The organism is Kocuria tytonis, from assembly GCF_003226895.2.
GTDB lineage: Bacteria > Actinomycetota > Actinomycetes > Actinomycetales > Micrococcaceae > Kocuria > Kocuria tytonis.
In genome coordinates, this window is sequence record NZ_PNJG02000005.1 from 84,596 (window position 1) to 99,164 (window position 14,569).

The following is a 14,569-nucleotide window of genomic DNA, read 5'->3' on the forward strand; positions in this document are numbered from 1 at the left end:
GCGGGACGCGCGAACGGTTCCCCGTCCACGACGCCGCCGGCCCCCACCGCGTCGGATCAGCGACGCGCGGGGGCCGTGGTGAGTCGATCAGGCTCCCACGCGGAACCGCGCGAAGGCGGTGGCGGTGGCGCCGGCCTCGGACAGCACCTGGCCCACGGTCTTCTTGGAGTCCTTGGCGAAGTCCTGGTCCACCAGCACGACGTCCTTGTAGTAGCCCTTGAGGCGACCCTGGACGATGTTCGGGATGATCTTGTCCGGCTTGCCCTCGTTGCGAGCGGTCTCCTCGGCCACGCGCTTCTCGTTCTCCACCGTCTCGGCGGGAACGTCCTCCTCGGAGAGGAAGGCCGGGGACATCGCGGCCACGTGCACGGCGACGTCGTGGGCGGCGGTCTCGGCATCGGCACCGGACACGGCCAGCAGGACACCCACCTGGGCGGGGAGGTCCTTGGAGGTCTTGTGCAGGTACACGGCCACGTGGTCGCCGGCCACGCGCGCCACGCGACGCACGACGACCTTCTCGCCCAGCAGCGCACCGGTCTCGGTGACGAGCTCGGAGACGGGCTTGCCGTCCACCTCGGCGGCGAGCAGGGCGTCCAGGTCCGCGGCGTCGGCGGCCACGGCGGCGTCGAGCACCTTGGTGCCGAACTCCACGAACGGGGCGGACTTGGCCACGAAGTCGGTCTCGGAGTTGACCTCGACCATGTAGCCCACGTTGTTCTCCGTGCGGGCCACCACGATGCCCTCGGCGGTGGAGCGGCCCTCGCGCTTGGTCACACCCTTGAGACCCTTGACGCGGATGATCTCCTGGGCCTTCTGGGCGTCGCCGTCGGCCTCGTCCAGGGCCTTCTTCACGTCCAGCATGCCCGCGCCCGTGCGCTCGCGCAGGGCCTTGATGTCAGCAGCGGTGTAGTTCGCCATGTGAACTCCTCTGTTGTCGGTTGCGTCCGCGCCGGGCGTCCGTGGACACCCGGCGCGGTTCCGGTCACCACTGTGGGTCACCGGGAAGAATGGAAGGTGAACACCTCCCGCGGCCTCACTCGGCGGCGGGGGCGTCCTTCTGCTCGGTCTCGGCGGGCGCCTCGGCGGCCGGGGCGGCCTGCTCAGCCGGAGCGGCCTGCTCGGCCGGGGCGGACTCCTCGGACTTCTGCTCCTCGTGCTGCTCGAGCAGCTCGCGCTCCCACTCGGCCATGGGCTCCTCGGCGGCGTTGGACTTGCCGTTGTGGCGTTCCATGAGGCCCTCGGCCACGGCGTCGGCGACCACGCGGGTCAGCAGGGAGACGGAGCGGATGGAGTCGTCGTTGCCCGGGATGGGGAACGCGACCTCGTCCGGATCGCAGTTGGTGTCGAGGATCGCGACGATCGGCACACCGAGCTTCTGCGCCTCGTCCACGGCGAGGTGCTCCTTCTTGGTGTCCACGATCCAGATCAGGGACGGGGTCTTGGTGAGGTTGCGGATGCCACCCAGGGTGCGCTCCAGCTTCTCCTTCTCGCGGCGCAGCAGCAGCAGTTCCTTCTTGGTGTACTGCGAGCCGGCGACGTCGTCGAAGTCGACCTCTTCCAGTTCCTTCATGCGGTCGATGCGCTTGGAGACGGTCTGGAAGTTGGTGAGCATGCCACCGAGCCAGCGGTGGTTCACGTAGGGCATGCCCACGCGCGTGGCCTGCTCGGCAATGGCCTCCTGCGCCTGCTTCTTGGTGCCGACGAACAGGATGGTGCCGCCGTGGGCGACGGTGGCCTTGACGGCCTCGTAGGCCTTGTCGATGAAGCCCAGCGACTGCTGCAGGTCGATGATGTAGATGCCGTTGCGCTCGGTGAAGATGAAGCGCTTCATCTTCGGGTTCCAGCGGCGGGTCTGGTGACCGAAGTGGACGCCGTTGTCGAGCATCTGGCGCATGGTAACGACAGGCATGTCGTCTCCTCATGAGTATCTGACGGCCCGGGGGCCGCCATGGGTTGACGGTTGTCGACCGGTGAACCGGTCCCTGGCGCGGTTCGGGGTCCGATTCGTGGAAGCCGGACCCTCGCATCCCAGACCGGAATGTCCCCTGGGACGTCCGGACCGAGGGGATGCGCACCCGGACGGAGCAGGTCCGTGCCGGGTTCCCTCGCGCGCGAAGTCAGCCGTCCGCCACGGCGCACGCCCGGGAACGGGCATGGAGAACCGATGGCAGAGCAACTGCACGGGCCAGCCTACCGCATCCCGCGGCACGCCCGCTCCACATGCCGGCCCGCTCTCCCCGCTGACGACGCCGCACGGCCAGGCTGGGTGCCATGACTCCCCTCGCCCCCGGTACCGGCGCCGCACGGACCACCCGGTCCACCGAGCCTCCCGCCGCGCGCGCCCGGCTGCTCGCCGTCCTGCTGCTCGTGCTGCTGTGCGTCCCGGTCGGATGGGGTCCCCCGCCCGCGGCCGCGGCGGGAGCCGGGTGGGCGTGGCCCGTGGCCCCGCGCCCGGGCGTCGAACGGCACTTCGAGGCCCCCGCGAAGAAGTGGCTGCCCGGGCACCGCGGCGCGGACCTGCACGCGCCACCCGGAACGCCGGTCCGTGCCCCGCAGGACGGGGTCGTCAGCTTCACCGCAGTGGTGGTGGACCGTGAGGTGCTCACCATCGACCACGGGGGCGGGCACAAGTCCTCGTTCGAGCCCGTGACGGCCGCCGTGCACCGGGGCGAGCGTGTGGTCCGGGGTCAGGTCGTGGCACGCGTGGCGGACCCGGGTCACGGGCCGGCGGGCTCCGCGGTGCACTGGGGCGTGCGGGAGAACGGGGAGTACGTGAACCCGCTGCAGTTCGTGGCGGACCTGCGACCGTCGGTGCTGCTTCCCGTTCCGGAGCGCACGTGATGCGCCACCGCGGCCGTCCGGCACGCGCCGGGGCCGGTGGTGGACGACACCCCTCGGCGGAACCCGTGGCCGGTGGACGCGCCGCCGTTCGTGGCCGCGCCGCCGGTCGCGGCCGGGGCGCCGTCGTCACCGGCGATCGGGGGAAGACCCCTCGAGTAGGGCGGGTGGGGCTTGAACCCACGACCCAAGGATTATGAGTCCTCTGCTCTGACCAGCTGAGCTACCGCCCCCTGTCGCGGCCGGGTACCGGCCGCCGCACCACGGTACCGCACCGGTGTCCGCGGACCGTGATCTCCGGGCGCGTTGCGCTGTCCCGGCGCGCACCCAGCGGTGGCGGAGTGCGCACCGGGTCACCACGGGCGACCCGGCGACGTCGCCGGCCGTGGCGTCAGCGGTTGGCGCCACCGTAGATCCGCTCGAAGGTGTCCAGGGTGCGGGTGAACGAGTGCTGGGAGACCATCGCGCGGCTGTGGGCGCCCATCGCCCGCTGCTGCTCCGGGGAGGCGTCCAGCACGAGCTGCAGCTTGGCCGCGAGGTCCGCGGGGTCCCCAGGGGTGAAGAGGTAGCCGTTGCGGCCCTCCTCCGCGAGGTGGGGCAGCGCCCGGGCGTTGGCGAGCACCACGGGGGTGGACGCGCTCATGGCCTCGAGCGTCACGAGGGACTGCAGCTCCGCGGTGCCCGGCTGGCAGAAGACGTCCGCCCGCAGGTAGGCCCGGCGCAGCTCCTCGTCCGTGAGGAAGCCGAGGAACTGCACCCGGTCGGCCACACCGCGCTCGTGCGCGAGCCGCACGAGCCTCTCCCGCTGCTCGCCCTCCCCCACGATCTCCGCGTGCACGTTCTTCGCGCGCGGGATCAGGGCGATGGCCTCGATCAGCTCGTTCACGTTCTTCTCCACGGCGAGCCGGCCGCAGAACAGCACCACGGGGTGATCCGGGTGCCGGACGTCCTCGTCCGCGGCGGCCTCGTAGTGACCGGCGTCGATCCCGTTGGACACGGCCACCGCCCGGTCCGCCACGCCGTTGTCCACCATGGTGCGCACCGCCAGGGGCGTGGGCGCGGTGATCACATCGCAGCGCCCGTACACCCGGGCGATGTCCCACCAGGAGACCTTCCGGTACCCCTTGATGAACCAGTCGGGGAAGGGCAGGAACGGTTCGATGTTCTCCGGGATGAAGTGGTTGGTGCCCACCACGCGGACGCCTCGCCGCACGGCCTCATGGATCACCAGGCGGCCCAGGATGTAGTGGCACTGCACGTGGACCACGTCCGGTTGCACCTCGTCGAAGAGGTGCGAGACCTCGCGGGCGATCTCCCACGGGAAGCAGAGCCGGAAGTACGGGTGGGTGAAGGCGTGGTGGGACCGGAAGCGGTGCTCCTGCACGCCGTCGTCGGCCATCACCCGCGAGGGCCCGTGCGTGGGCATGGGTGCCGCCACGTGGACCTCGTGCCCCCGCTCGAGCATCCCGTGTGCCAGGCGGCGGGCGAACTGCGCGGATCCGTTGACGTCGGGCGGGTAGGTCTCTGCGGTGATCAGAATCTTCAAGGCGTGGAGTTCCGTACGTGAGTCACTGGTCGGCGTGGTCGCCCCGGCGGGTGGCCGGGACGCCCCGGGGACTGGTGCCGCCGTCCCGTTCCCCCGCGTGGGCGCGAGCCGCCGTGCGGCGGTGGGCGATTTCGGGGTGGCACGGGGACGGCAGGACCAAGCCGACTATAGCAATGAGACCCGCGACCGCGGGATCCGGACGGCGTGCAGGCGCGCGGCGGACGCCTCCGGCCGACGTCACCGCGGCGGGCCCGCACCACAGGCTGGCGCGTGTCCGCGTCGTCTTCTCACCGCGGGCGGGCCGGGCACGCAACAGGCCGGGTCCGAGGACCCGGCCTGTTCACGGCAGCTCACGGTTCGCGGGAACCGCGGCCGCTCACTTCTTCAGCAGCTTGCGCAGGAACACGAGGAACGCGGTCCCGGCGGCCACGGCCACGGCCAGCGGCTGCCAGCGTTCGCTGAGCGTGTCCGAGACGGCGGTGGAACCGGCGGCGGGGCGCGTTCCCTGGGACCCGCCCTTGGAGGCGAAGGTGGCCTTCACGGTCTCCTGGGTGGAGTGGAACGTGCGCGTGGTGCGGTTCACGAAGCCCGTGGTGGCGGACTGCACGGACTCGGCGCGGTTCTGGGCGTCGTCGCGCAGGCTCTTCATGTGCTCGCGGCGCAGCTTGAGGCGGTTCCGCAGCTGCTCCTCGGTGGGCTTGACCGGCTTGACCTGGTTCGGGTCGTTGGCGGCCTCCTCCTTCTCGCGCTGCTTCTTCTGCTCGGCCTCGTTGATGTCGCGCTGCACGCGGCCCTCGTTGTACGCCGAGCCCTCCTTGACCACGCCGAGGTCGTAGCGCAGACCGAAGATGGTCTTCTCCGGCATCAGCGGCAGGGCGCTCTTGATCTTGGAGACGCCGATCAGGGCGAGGACGGCCAGCAGGATCAGGAACACCACGGCCAGCAGCAGCGCCGCGAGCCACGCGGGCATGACGTGCGAGAGACCGGAGATGGCGGCACCGATCAGGGCGATCACCGCGAGCCCCAGGAAGACGAGACCCACCGCGGCGAACGCGGCACCCACGCCCACCTTGATGCCCTTCTCCTTCAGCTCGAGAACGGCCAGCTGGGCCTCGTCCTTGAGCTGCTTGGGGAGCAGGCGGGCGAAGACCTTGACGACATCCGTGATGGGCGCCGCCCCCGGCTTCCTGGTGGTCCGAGTTCCTACCCGGGGTGAGTGGCCGCTGTTGGGGCCCACTGGATGGCTCATGCCGCCTCCGATGAGTACGTGGTGGTGAATGGGAATCGATCTGCTCTCAAAATACCATTCGCTCGCGCACCGGGAGGCAATGCCGAGCGCGACACAGCGTGCCGGGGAGTCACTGCAGCCGGCCGTCCTCCATGCTCACGCACCGGTCCGTGAGGGGCACGAACTCGGTGTCGTGGGTGACCACCAGGGACGCCAGACCGAACCGGTGGGTCAGGTCCGCGAGCAGCTCCATGACGCTGCGCGAGCGCTCCTGGTCCAGCGCGGCCGTGGGTTCGTCCACCAGCAGCAGCTGGGGATCGTTCATCAGGGCGCGCGCGATGTTCACGCGCTGCCGCTGACCGCCGGAGAGCTGGTGGGGACGGCGGTCCCCGCAGTCCACCATTCCCACCTGTTCGAGCAGCTCGTCCGCCCGGGTGCGGGCCGCGTGCAGCTCCTTGCCGCGGGCGCCGGCCACGTGGGCGGCCAACACGAGCTGCTCACGGGACGTGAGCGCCGCCAGCAGGTTGGGCTGCTGGAACACCATGCCGGTGTGGCCGCGGCGGATGCGGGCCAGGTCCTTCTCCGGCAGCTCGGTGAGGGACTGCCCGGCCACGAACACCGAGCCCGAGGTGGGCTTGATGAGCGCCGCGGCCACGGCGAGCAGCGACGACTTGCCGGACCCGGAGGGCCCGATGAGCGCCGTCATGACCCCGCGCCGCAGCTCCAGGCTCACGTGGTCCAGGGCCCGCACGGTCCGGGGCCTGCCCTCGGCATCGGTGCCGTCCGGGTACTCCAGGCACACGTCCCGGGTGCGCAGGGCGGGCGCGGCGTCGTCCGTCGCGGTGGCGACGGCGCCGTCGTGCGGCTGCGTCGCGTGCTCGGCCTCGTGCCCGGCGGCGTGCTCGTGCCGGGGCTCGTGCCCGTGGCGGTGCCGGTCGTGGTCGGCCGCGCGGTGGCGGGGTTCGGCGTCAGAAGCATGCATGGTCAGTTACCTCCCAGAGCAATCATCGGATCCACGGTGGAGACGCGGCGCACGGCGAGCAGGGATCCCAGCAGGCCGAGGACGAACACGCCCGCCACGGGAATTCCCACGCTGGCCGCTCCCAGCTGGAACGGCACCGCGGAGCCCGCGAGCATCCCGCCCAGCAGGCCGAGTCCACCGCCCACGAGCACGCCCAGCGCGAGCACCACGGCGGCCTGGACCAGCGAGTCCAGGACCACGTAGCCGCGGCTCGCGCCCAGGGCGCGCAGCACGGCGATGTCCCGGGTGCGCTGGATGGTCCACACGGTCAGGAACGAGACGACCACCAGCGCGCTGATGCCGTACAGGAAGCCCTGCATCATGAGCAGGGAGCCGCGCTCGGAGCGGTAGGCCGGCAGGGCGGAGAACGCCTCGCGCGTCTTCATGGCCACGGTCTCGGTGTCCCCGGTGAGTTCCTGCGGGTAGTCCTGCGTGGTCAGGGCCAGGGCGGTGGCCTTCTCGTCGCTCGTGGTGTGGGCCACCGCGGGGAAGTCCTCGATGCTCATCCAAGCGACGGGCACGTGGCTGTAGTACTCGTCCGCCACCACACCCGCGACCTTCAGGGGCGTCCCACCCATGCTCACGGTGTCGTCCACGGAGGCGTGCATGTCCTCGGCGAGGGTCTCGCTCAGCACCACCTGGCCCTTGTCCGGGTGGGTGTTCCCGGATGAGGCCTTCAGCCCGGAGTTGAGGTGCGAGCCCGGCTCCAGCGCGATCCCGGCCGCCGCCGTGCTGTCCGCGCGCGACGACGACTTCTCACCGTCCTGGGATCCCGCACCGCTGCGGGCGCTGGTCTGCGTGATGCCGAGGCGCTCCACGGAGTCCTCTTCCACCTCGTCCCGCCAGGCGTCCAGCTGCTCCTGGTCGATCTGGGACGTGGTGAAGGAGGCCGAGCCGGAGTCCGCCGGGGGCGCGCTCAGCACGATGCGCTGGGCGTCCAGGCGTTCCAGCGCAGAGGTGTTCTGGTGGCCGAGCCCGTTGGTCAGGCCGGTGAGCAGCACCAGGAGCAGGGTGATGAGAGCCACGACCGTGGCCAGCAGCGCGAAACGGCCCTTGGCGAACGTGATGTCCCTCAGGGACAAGAACATGGGGAAACTCCCGTGACGAAGGAACGGCGAACACCCACCAGTCTGTCGGTCCGAGCCCAGGATCGGGTCGCCACCACGGTTGAAGTCCCGGGCCCGGCTGGTTGATCCGCAGATCAACCGTTCGGTTGATGCGGGATCGCGCACCGTGCGTACCATGACCACGGACTCCGGATCCTGCCGTGCGAGGCACGGTTCCCCTCACCCGGTCATCGTCCAGGAAGGCACACTGTGCGCCAGGAGCTGTCCACCCCCGCCCTGCTGCGGATCATGCGGGTCACGCTGCACGTGAGCTTCGCGGCGCTGCTCGGTCTCGCGTGCCTGCGCACCGTCATGCAGCGCTCCGCGGGCGCGGACGACCTGCTGGTGACGGCGACCCTGGTGCTGGCCGCGCTGCTCGCGGCAACCTACGTGCTGGGCACCACGGTGGAGAACCGGGTGGCGCGCGGCCGGGCGAACCCGGGCCGCCTGCGCTGGACCCCCATGTGGTTGGCCGCGGTCACCGTGCTCTGGGCGTGTCTGGCCCTGATGAGCCGGGACTTCGCGTGGGTGGTCTTCCCGCTGTTCTTCCTCTACCCCGTTCTGCTGCCCACCGCGGTGGCCCTGGCGAGCATCGTGCTGCTCACCGGCGTGGTGGTGCTGTCCCAGGTGCTGCACGTCCCCGCGGGGGCCTTCACCGCGCCCATGGCCGTGGGACCGAGCATCGGCGCCGTGGTGGCGGCCCTCGTGAGCTACGGGTACCGCGCCCTCTACCGGGACGCACGGCGCCACCGGCGGGTGATCCGCCAGCTCGAGTCCACCCGCGCCGAACTGGCCCGGCAGGAACGGGAAGCGGGAACCATGACGGAGCGCGAACGGCTGTCCCGCGAGATCCACGACACGCTTGCACAGGGTCTCACCTCCATCGTGCTGGTCTCCCGCGCCGCCCAGCAGGCGCTCTCGCGGCAGGAGGTGGATGTCGTCGCCGCCCGCCTGGCCACCATCGAGGACACGGCGGCCGCGAACCTCGCCGAGGCCCGCCGCTTCGTCCGGGACCTGGCCTCCCCCGCGCTCGAGGAGTCCCTGCCCGCGGCGCTCGCGGAGGTGTGCCGACGCACCGAGGCCGGCGCCCGGGCCGCGGACTCCGGGCTCTCGTGCGAGTTCTCGGTGCAGGGTGCGCTGCCGGATCTCACCGGTCCGCAGCGGACCCTGTTCGTCCGGGCCGCGCAGTCCACGCTCGCGAACGTGCTCTCCCACGCCCGCGCCTCCCGGGTGGTGGTCACGCTCGCGGGCTGGGAGGACGCCGTGACGCTGGACGTGGTGGACGACGGCGTGGGCTTCGATCCCCGCGGCGTGACCCGCCACGAGGATGACGACTCCTACGGCATCTCCCACCTGCGACGCCGGGCCGCCGAGCTGGGTGCCGAGCTCACCGTGGAGTCCGAACCGCGCAACGGCACCGCCGTGAGCGTGCGGCTCCCGCTGCCGCGGCACGCGGCCGCTCCCCCTGCACCCGACGACGTCGCCCGGGTGACCGACCCCGGGGGCCGCGCGGCGGCGTCGTCGGCCACCGCGGCCGCTCACCACCGATCCGACGTCAGGGGAACCGCATGACCACCCGAGTCCTGCTCGTGGACGACCACCCCGTGGTGCGCGCCGGGCTGCGCGCCGTGCTCGAGTCCCTCGGGGACATCACCGTGTGCGCGGAGGCCCAGGACGGGCAGGCCGCGCTGGACGCCCTCGGCGATCCGGCGCACGGCGTGGACGTGGTGGTCATGGACCTGCAGATGGGGCGGGGCATGGGAGGTCTGGAGGCCACCCGGCGGATCGTGGCGGCCGGCGGACCCCCCGTGCTGATCCTCACCACCTACGACACCCAGGCGGACGTGGTGGCCGCCCTGGAGGCCGGAGCCACGGGGTACCTGCTCAAGGACGCGCAGCCGGAGTCCATCGGGCAGGCCGTGCACGACGCCGCGTCCGGGCGCCCCGTCCTCTCCCCCTCCGTGACCGCGCGGCTGATACACCGGGTGCGCGCACCCGGTGCATCCCTGAGCCCCCGCGAGATCGACATCCTGCGCGGGCTGGCCACGGGGGCCTCCAACCGGGCGCTGGCCAGGTCCCTGTTCATCTCCGAGGCCACGGTCAAGACGCACCTGGTGCACATCTACGACAAGCTCGGGGTGGACAACCGCACCGCCGCGGTGAGCCGCGCCCGGGAGGAGCACGTCATCTGAGCCGGCGACCCGCTCCGGACGGGTCCCGCCGGGGCGCTCATGCGGTGCCCGTCCCGCTGCCGGACGGCTCGTCCCACGCGCGCAGGACCACGGCAGCCCGCACCGCCGCGATCGCGGCCAGCAGGGTCACGACCGCGAGTCCCACGCCGGCGCCGGCCCACCCGGCCACCGCGAGGCCGACCCCTGCCACGCTCGCCCCGAGGCACACCCCCGCGCTCTGGCCCGCCCCGGTGCGTGCTCGGCCGTCCGGGCGCCGCCCGGTCACCGCCCGGGAGCGGGCTGCGGGGTCCGCGCCGTGCGGCACGGGGTGCGCAGGGTGCGGTGCAGGGGGTGTGTTCATGAGGGGTCCTCTCGGGTGATGGGGAACAGCAGGTGGGGTGTCCCGGTGTCGGGACGGGTGATGACCACGGGCCGCACGCCGTACACGCGTTCCACGGTGTCCGGGTGCAGGGCCTCGTCCGCCACGATCTCGCCGTGGGCCAGCACGACCACGCGGTCGCACAGCGCGGCCGCGAGGTTGAGGTCGTGCAGCGCCATGAGCACGGCCGGGCGGTGCACCGTGGTGCCGCGCAGGGTGCGCACCAGCTCTGTCTGGTGGCGCAGCTCCAGGTGGTTGGTGGGCTCGTCCAGCAGCAGGTACGGGGTGCGCTGGGCCAGGGCCCGGGCCATGAGCACCCGCTGGCGCTCACCCCCGGAGAGCCCCAGCACGCTGCGGTGGGCCAGCTCGTGCACGCCGGCGCGCACCATGGCCTCCTGGACGGCGGGTTCCACCTCCTCCCGCGGCGTTGCGGGGTTGGCCGCGGCGCCCAGCCGCACGACCTCCGCCACCAGGAAGTCCAGCTCCACCCGCTCCTCCTGGGGCAGTGCCGCGATCCGGGCGGCGGAGTCACGGTGGCGCATCCCGCGCAGGGGGTCCCCGTCCACCAGCACGGCGCCGCCCCTGGGCACCAGGGCGCGGTACAGGGCCTTCAGGACGGTGGACTTCCCGCAGCCGTTGGGACCGACCAGTCCCACGACGTCCCCCGGGGCCACCCGCAGCGAGAGGCCCGGCACCACGGTGCGCCCGGCGACGTCGAGCCGCACCTCCCGCAGCTCCAGGCCGGTCTCGCGCGCGGTCTCCGCGAGCCCCCGAAGACGTAGCCGGAGCGGCGCATCAGCACCAGGAACACGGGGACGCCGACCAGCGCGGTGACCACCCCCAGGGGCAGCTCCCGTGGTGGGACGGCCACCCGGCTGAGCAGGTCCACCCACACCATGGACAACGCGCCCACGAGCGGGGCCACCAGCACGGCGCGCCGGTGTGCCGGGCCCAGCACGATCCGCGTGGCGTGCGGGACCACCAGCCCCACGAAGCCGATCGTGCCGGAGACGGAGACGAGGGTGGCGGTTCCCAGGACCGTGAGCGCGAACAGCTGCCCGCGCATCCGGTCAGGGTCCACGCCCAGGCTCGCGGCGGAACCGTCCCCCATGGAGAGGGTGTCCAGGTCCCGGGCGCGCCACGCGAGGCACAGCGCGGTGGCCGCCGCCGGCAGCGGAAGCTGCTGCCACGTGGCCGCACCCAGGGAGCCGAGCATCCAGAACATGACGGTGCGGGCGGCGTCGCCCCTGGCGTCGAAGAACACGATTGCGGACATCAGCGCCAGGAAGCCGAAGGAGAGCACCACACCGGTGAGGATCAGCCGCACGGGCGCCACGCCTCCCGGGGTGCGCGACAGCAGGTAGACGAGCACCGACGCCGCCAGCGCACCCACGAACGCCGCCGCACTCAGCGCCAGGCTCCCGAGTGCCGCGAAGAGTCCCCAGGAGACGACGGCGCTCGCGCCCACGGCCGCCCCGGACGAGATCCCCAGGATGAACGGGTCCGCCAGGGGGTTGCGCACCATGGCCTGCGCGGCGATGCCCAGGGCGCTCAGCCCCGCCCCGAGCACGGCGGCCAGCAGCACCCGCGGTGTGCGGAGCTGCAGGATGACCGTGTAGTCGGTGAAGTCCGCCGTGGAGATGGCGCCACCCGTGACGGCGGCCCAGAGGAACCGTGCGGTGTCCGCCACCGGAATGGGGGCCGCTCCCCACGAGACCGCCACGGGCACGGACGCTCCCAGGGCCATGAGCAGGGCAAGGACGACGAGCACGTGGGCGCGGGGAGACAGGCGTGGCGAAGTGTGCATGACACCGTAATGATAATCATTCGCACATAGCCGGACAAAATCCCCACCGGGAGGACGTCGTGACGCCGCGAACCGTCACTGCAGGGGCGAGCCGACGACGACCCGTTCACCGGGCAGCGGACCCGCGGGCTGCGAGCGCAGGGGCGGGCCGGGGACGGCACGGTGAGCGGGCGGCGTCGTGCGCCGGTGCGTCAGTGGGGGCCGGCGCTGGTGAATCGACTCGGCGGTGCCTCAGCGGGAGGCGGCGCGGGCGATCAGTTCGGCGGCGCGGCGCGGCCGGTCTAGCATCACGAAGTGCCCGCTGCGGGAAACCACCACGCAGCGCACAGATGTCTCCCCCGCCAGCTGCCCGGCCTGCGCGAGGACGTGGCGGACCCACCGGGTCAGTCCCGGGCGGGGCACGCGACCGTTGGCGGCCACGACCGTGAGGGGCACGCGGGGGTCCAGGGGCAGGCGGGTGCGCAGTTCACGGAGCCGGTTCATGCAGCCCACGTAACCCGCGAGGTCCCGCAGGGAGGCCAGCAGGACGTTCGAGGACGCACCTTCGGCGCACAGACCCCCCCACGAGGCGCGCCACACGCAGCCGCCCGGGCACGAGCGCCACGGACACGGCCGGGCCCGTGAGCCGCCAGATGCTGCGGATGGCACGGGAGCGCACCGCGGGGTGGGTGCGGTGGCGGGAGCGGCGGGCGGTGCGGGCCGCGTCGTGCGTCGGGTCCGCACCCTCGGCCTCGGGGACGGAGCCGTCCAGGAGCACCAGGGACCCCCAGCGGCCGGGATACAGGCGGGCTGCGGCCTCGACCACGGCGGCGCCGAAGGAGTGCCCCACCGCGGTGACCGGGCCGGGGACGTCCAGGGCGTCGAGAACGGCGAGCAGTCGCGCGGCCTCGGTGTCCAGCTCCGGGAGGGTCTCGGGGACCTCCTGACCCGGTGCGTAGCCGGGACGGTCCAGCACGATCACGCGGTGGTCCGCGCGCAGCAGCTCGACCACGGGAACCCAGTCCCACAGCACGGAGGCCACACCCGAGCAGCACACGACCGCGGGACCGGCGCCAATGTCCAGCACGCGGATGGGGGCGTCCATGACCGCGAGCTCACGCAGGTGCTCCCGCCACAGCGTTCCCGGGGCCGGGCTCATGCCGGGACCGTTCGGCGCGCGGCGCGCACCCGGTCCACCACCGGCAGCCCCGCCGCGGCCACCAGCCACACGACGATCGCCACCATCGAGATCCGCTGGGTGATCCCCTCGGTGGGAATCCTGGTGACGAGTGCGTCGATCCCGGACAGCGTGATGGTCACGATCCCCGCCCAGCTCGCGATCCGGGTCACCCGGTCCGCGGCGGAGCTCAGCACGAGCGAGGCCAGCATGGTCCCCACGAACGCGATCCCCACAATGGCGGAGGACACGGTGTGCATGTGGTGCTGCAGCGGCAGGGTTCCCGCGGCTTCAGCCGCCGCACACTCGGGAGAGACGGAGGGCGCGCACGTCATGGGGTTGATGGCGTCCACCACCGTGGCCGCGCCTGCCACGGCCAGCGCCGCGCGCCATACGCGAACCGCCCAGCGCGCACGACGCCGCGTGGGCGGGGAGGTGCCCGTCGCACCGGAGCCGCGGGGCAGCCCGCGCCACAGCGTGCGGGCACGGGAGTAGGACAGGACGGCCATGACGATCAGCAGCATCCCGGCGATCCCGTCCGTGGTGCGCAGCAGCGTGGCCGCGGGACGGTCCGCCACGAAGTACTCGGAGGCGTAGGACGTCCACGGGTGCAGCTGCGGGTCCAGCAGCGGGGCCACGAGCCACGTGGAGTACAGGACGGCGACCACGCTGCTGAGGCGGCGCGAAGCCAGGGTCATGGAACCGGGTCACCCGCCTGCATCGTCATGGGACAGCTAATCGTCAGCGACCGCTCACTCCACTAGGACAGTGCACCGTCCCGGGGGCCAACGAGAGCCATCCGGTCCGGCCTTCCCCAGCCGGTCGGCGTCGCCGCGGGACCCTGAGCTGCCGCAGGTTCCGGCGAGGTCGCGGGGTTCCGGAGGGTGTGGTTGCCGCGGGGATCAGTCCCGGGACGCCAGCTCCTCCGCGGTACGGGTCAGGCGCTCGCGCTGTGCGGGGTCCGCGGCCGTGTCCGTGGACCCGCCCAGGCGGCGTCGTCGGCTCATGGGGTCGTCGTTGCGGAACTCGGAGAACGCGGGCCAGTCGTCGTGTCCCTCCAGCGAGCAGCCGGTGGGCAGGGCGTCGGCCTCGAAGCAGCGGATCAGCCGTTCCTTGGCACCGCCGGGGCCCTCCAGCTGGGCGATGGTGTCCGCGCGGGCGTCGTAGGCCAGGCGGGCGCGGTGCGGGACCACATCGGGGGCGGGCTCGGCGGCCCCCGGATGCGCTTCCTGACGAGCCGCTGGCATTCCGGGGCCTGCTCGCGGGATGCGCCGCTGTCCTCCGGGTACACGTGGCTCGCTCCCCTGGCTGAGGGCT

The 14,569-nt window shown here is 72.5% G+C and carries 16 protein-coding genes and 1 tRNA gene; 3 read left to right on the forward strand and 14 right to left on the reverse strand.

All coding sequences use genetic code 11. The features are described 5' to 3' along the window. Window positions 1–87: 87 nt before the first annotated feature. Window positions 88–918 (reverse strand): translation elongation factor Ts, encoded by an 831-nt coding sequence (gene tsf, locus C1C97_RS11610; protein WP_121031981.1) that lies wholly within the window; start codon window positions 916–918, stop codon window positions 88–90. Between the two features lie 115 nt (window positions 919–1,033). Beyond that, on the reverse strand, window positions 1,034–1,909 hold the full coding sequence (rpsB, locus tag C1C97_RS11615; protein ID WP_121031983.1) for a 30S ribosomal protein S2: 876 nt from the start codon (window positions 1,907–1,909) through the stop codon (window positions 1,034–1,036). A 362-nt stretch (window positions 1,910–2,271) separates the two neighbouring features. On the opposite strand from rpsB, the gene C1C97_RS11620 reads away from it, so the two are divergent. Then, window positions 2,272–2,841 (forward strand): M23 family metallopeptidase, encoded by a 570-nt coding sequence (locus C1C97_RS11620; protein ID WP_110920224.1) that lies wholly within the window; start codon window positions 2,272–2,274, stop codon window positions 2,839–2,841. Window positions 2,842–2,997: 156 nt separating this feature from the next. Here the strand turns inward: C1C97_RS11620 and C1C97_RS11625 are convergent. From C1C97_RS11625 to C1C97_RS11645, 5 genes are all read right to left on the reverse strand, one after another. Beyond that, window positions 2,998–3,071: transfer RNA gene (locus C1C97_RS11625), tRNA-Ile, on the reverse strand. A 158-nt stretch (window positions 3,072–3,229) separates the two neighbouring features. After that, the gene (locus tag C1C97_RS11630) at window positions 3,230–4,384 is read right to left on the reverse strand and encodes a glycosyltransferase (RefSeq protein ID WP_121031985.1); all 1,155 of its coding nucleotides are present in this window, start codon (window positions 4,382–4,384) and stop codon (window positions 3,230–3,232) included. A 376-nt stretch (window positions 4,385–4,760) separates the two neighbouring features. After that, the gene (locus tag C1C97_RS11635) at window positions 4,761–5,633 is read right to left on the reverse strand and encodes a phage holin family protein (RefSeq protein ID WP_121031986.1); all 873 of its coding nucleotides are present in this window, start codon (window positions 5,631–5,633) and stop codon (window positions 4,761–4,763) included. 109 nt (window positions 5,634–5,742) lie between these two features. Next, complete coding sequence (locus C1C97_RS11640; protein WP_110920220.1) at window positions 5,743–6,594, reverse strand: ABC transporter ATP-binding protein; 852 nt, start codon at window positions 6,592–6,594, stop codon at window positions 5,743–5,745. A 2-nt stretch (window positions 6,595–6,596) separates the two neighbouring features. Continuing rightward, window positions 6,597–7,721 (reverse strand): ABC transporter permease, encoded by a 1,125-nt coding sequence (locus C1C97_RS11645; RefSeq protein WP_121031988.1) that lies wholly within the window; start codon window positions 7,719–7,721, stop codon window positions 6,597–6,599. Between the two features lie 228 nt (window positions 7,722–7,949). On the opposite strand from C1C97_RS11645, the gene C1C97_RS11650 reads away from it, so the two are divergent. Then, window positions 7,950–9,311: a sensor histidine kinase gene (locus C1C97_RS11650; protein ID WP_121031990.1), complete on the forward strand. Its 1,362-nt coding sequence runs from the start codon at window positions 7,950–7,952 to the stop codon at window positions 9,309–9,311. Further along, window positions 9,308–9,931, forward strand: a complete 624-nt coding sequence (locus C1C97_RS11655; RefSeq protein ID WP_110920217.1) for a response regulator — start codon at window positions 9,308–9,310, stop codon at window positions 9,929–9,931. Before C1C97_RS11650 ends, C1C97_RS11655 begins: the two co-directional genes overlap by 4 nt. Before the next feature lie 37 nt (window positions 9,932–9,968). Here C1C97_RS11655 and C1C97_RS11660 read toward each other — a convergent pair whose 3' ends face one another. The 7 genes from C1C97_RS11660 to C1C97_RS11685 all read right to left on the reverse strand — a co-directional run bounded on the left by C1C97_RS11660 (window position 9,969) and on the right by C1C97_RS11685 (window position 14,499). Further along, complete coding sequence (locus C1C97_RS11660) at window positions 9,969–10,271, reverse strand: hypothetical protein (protein ID WP_147406078.1); 303 nt, start codon at window positions 10,269–10,271, stop codon at window positions 9,969–9,971. Further along, window positions 10,268–10,945 (reverse strand): ABC transporter ATP-binding protein, encoded by a 678-nt coding sequence (locus tag C1C97_RS11665; RefSeq protein ID WP_233542916.1) that lies wholly within the window; start codon window positions 10,943–10,945, stop codon window positions 10,268–10,270. Before C1C97_RS11665 ends, C1C97_RS11660 begins: the two co-directional genes overlap by 4 nt. Beyond that, the gene (locus C1C97_RS11670; RefSeq protein ID WP_233542917.1) at window positions 10,900–12,096 is read right to left on the reverse strand and encodes a FecCD family ABC transporter permease; all 1,197 of its coding nucleotides are present in this window, start codon (window positions 12,094–12,096) and stop codon (window positions 10,900–10,902) included. Before C1C97_RS11670 ends, C1C97_RS11665 begins: the two co-directional genes overlap by 46 nt. Window positions 12,097–12,327: 231 nt before the next feature. Beyond that, window positions 12,328–12,579 carry a hypothetical protein gene (locus C1C97_RS12650; protein WP_233542918.1) on the reverse strand — a complete coding sequence of 84 codons (252 nt, stop codon included), beginning with the start codon at window positions 12,577–12,579 and terminating at the stop codon, window positions 12,328–12,330. Beyond that, window positions 12,563–13,234 carry an alpha/beta fold hydrolase gene (locus C1C97_RS11675; protein ID WP_233542919.1) on the reverse strand — a complete coding sequence of 224 codons (672 nt, stop codon included), beginning with the start codon at window positions 13,232–13,234 and terminating at the stop codon, window positions 12,563–12,565. Before C1C97_RS11675 ends, C1C97_RS12650 begins: the two co-directional genes overlap by 17 nt. Next, on the reverse strand, window positions 13,231–13,950 hold the full coding sequence (locus C1C97_RS11680; protein WP_121031994.1) for a DUF998 domain-containing protein: 720 nt from the start codon (window positions 13,948–13,950) through the stop codon (window positions 13,231–13,233). The genes C1C97_RS11675 and C1C97_RS11680 overlap by 4 nt, the downstream gene beginning before the upstream one ends. A 204-nt stretch (window positions 13,951–14,154) precedes the next feature. Next, a complete protein-coding gene (locus C1C97_RS11685) occupies window positions 14,155–14,499 on the reverse strand; it encodes a zinc-binding metallopeptidase family protein (protein WP_199712259.1) in 345 nt (114 codons plus the stop codon). Window positions 14,500–14,569 lie beyond the last annotated feature (70 nt).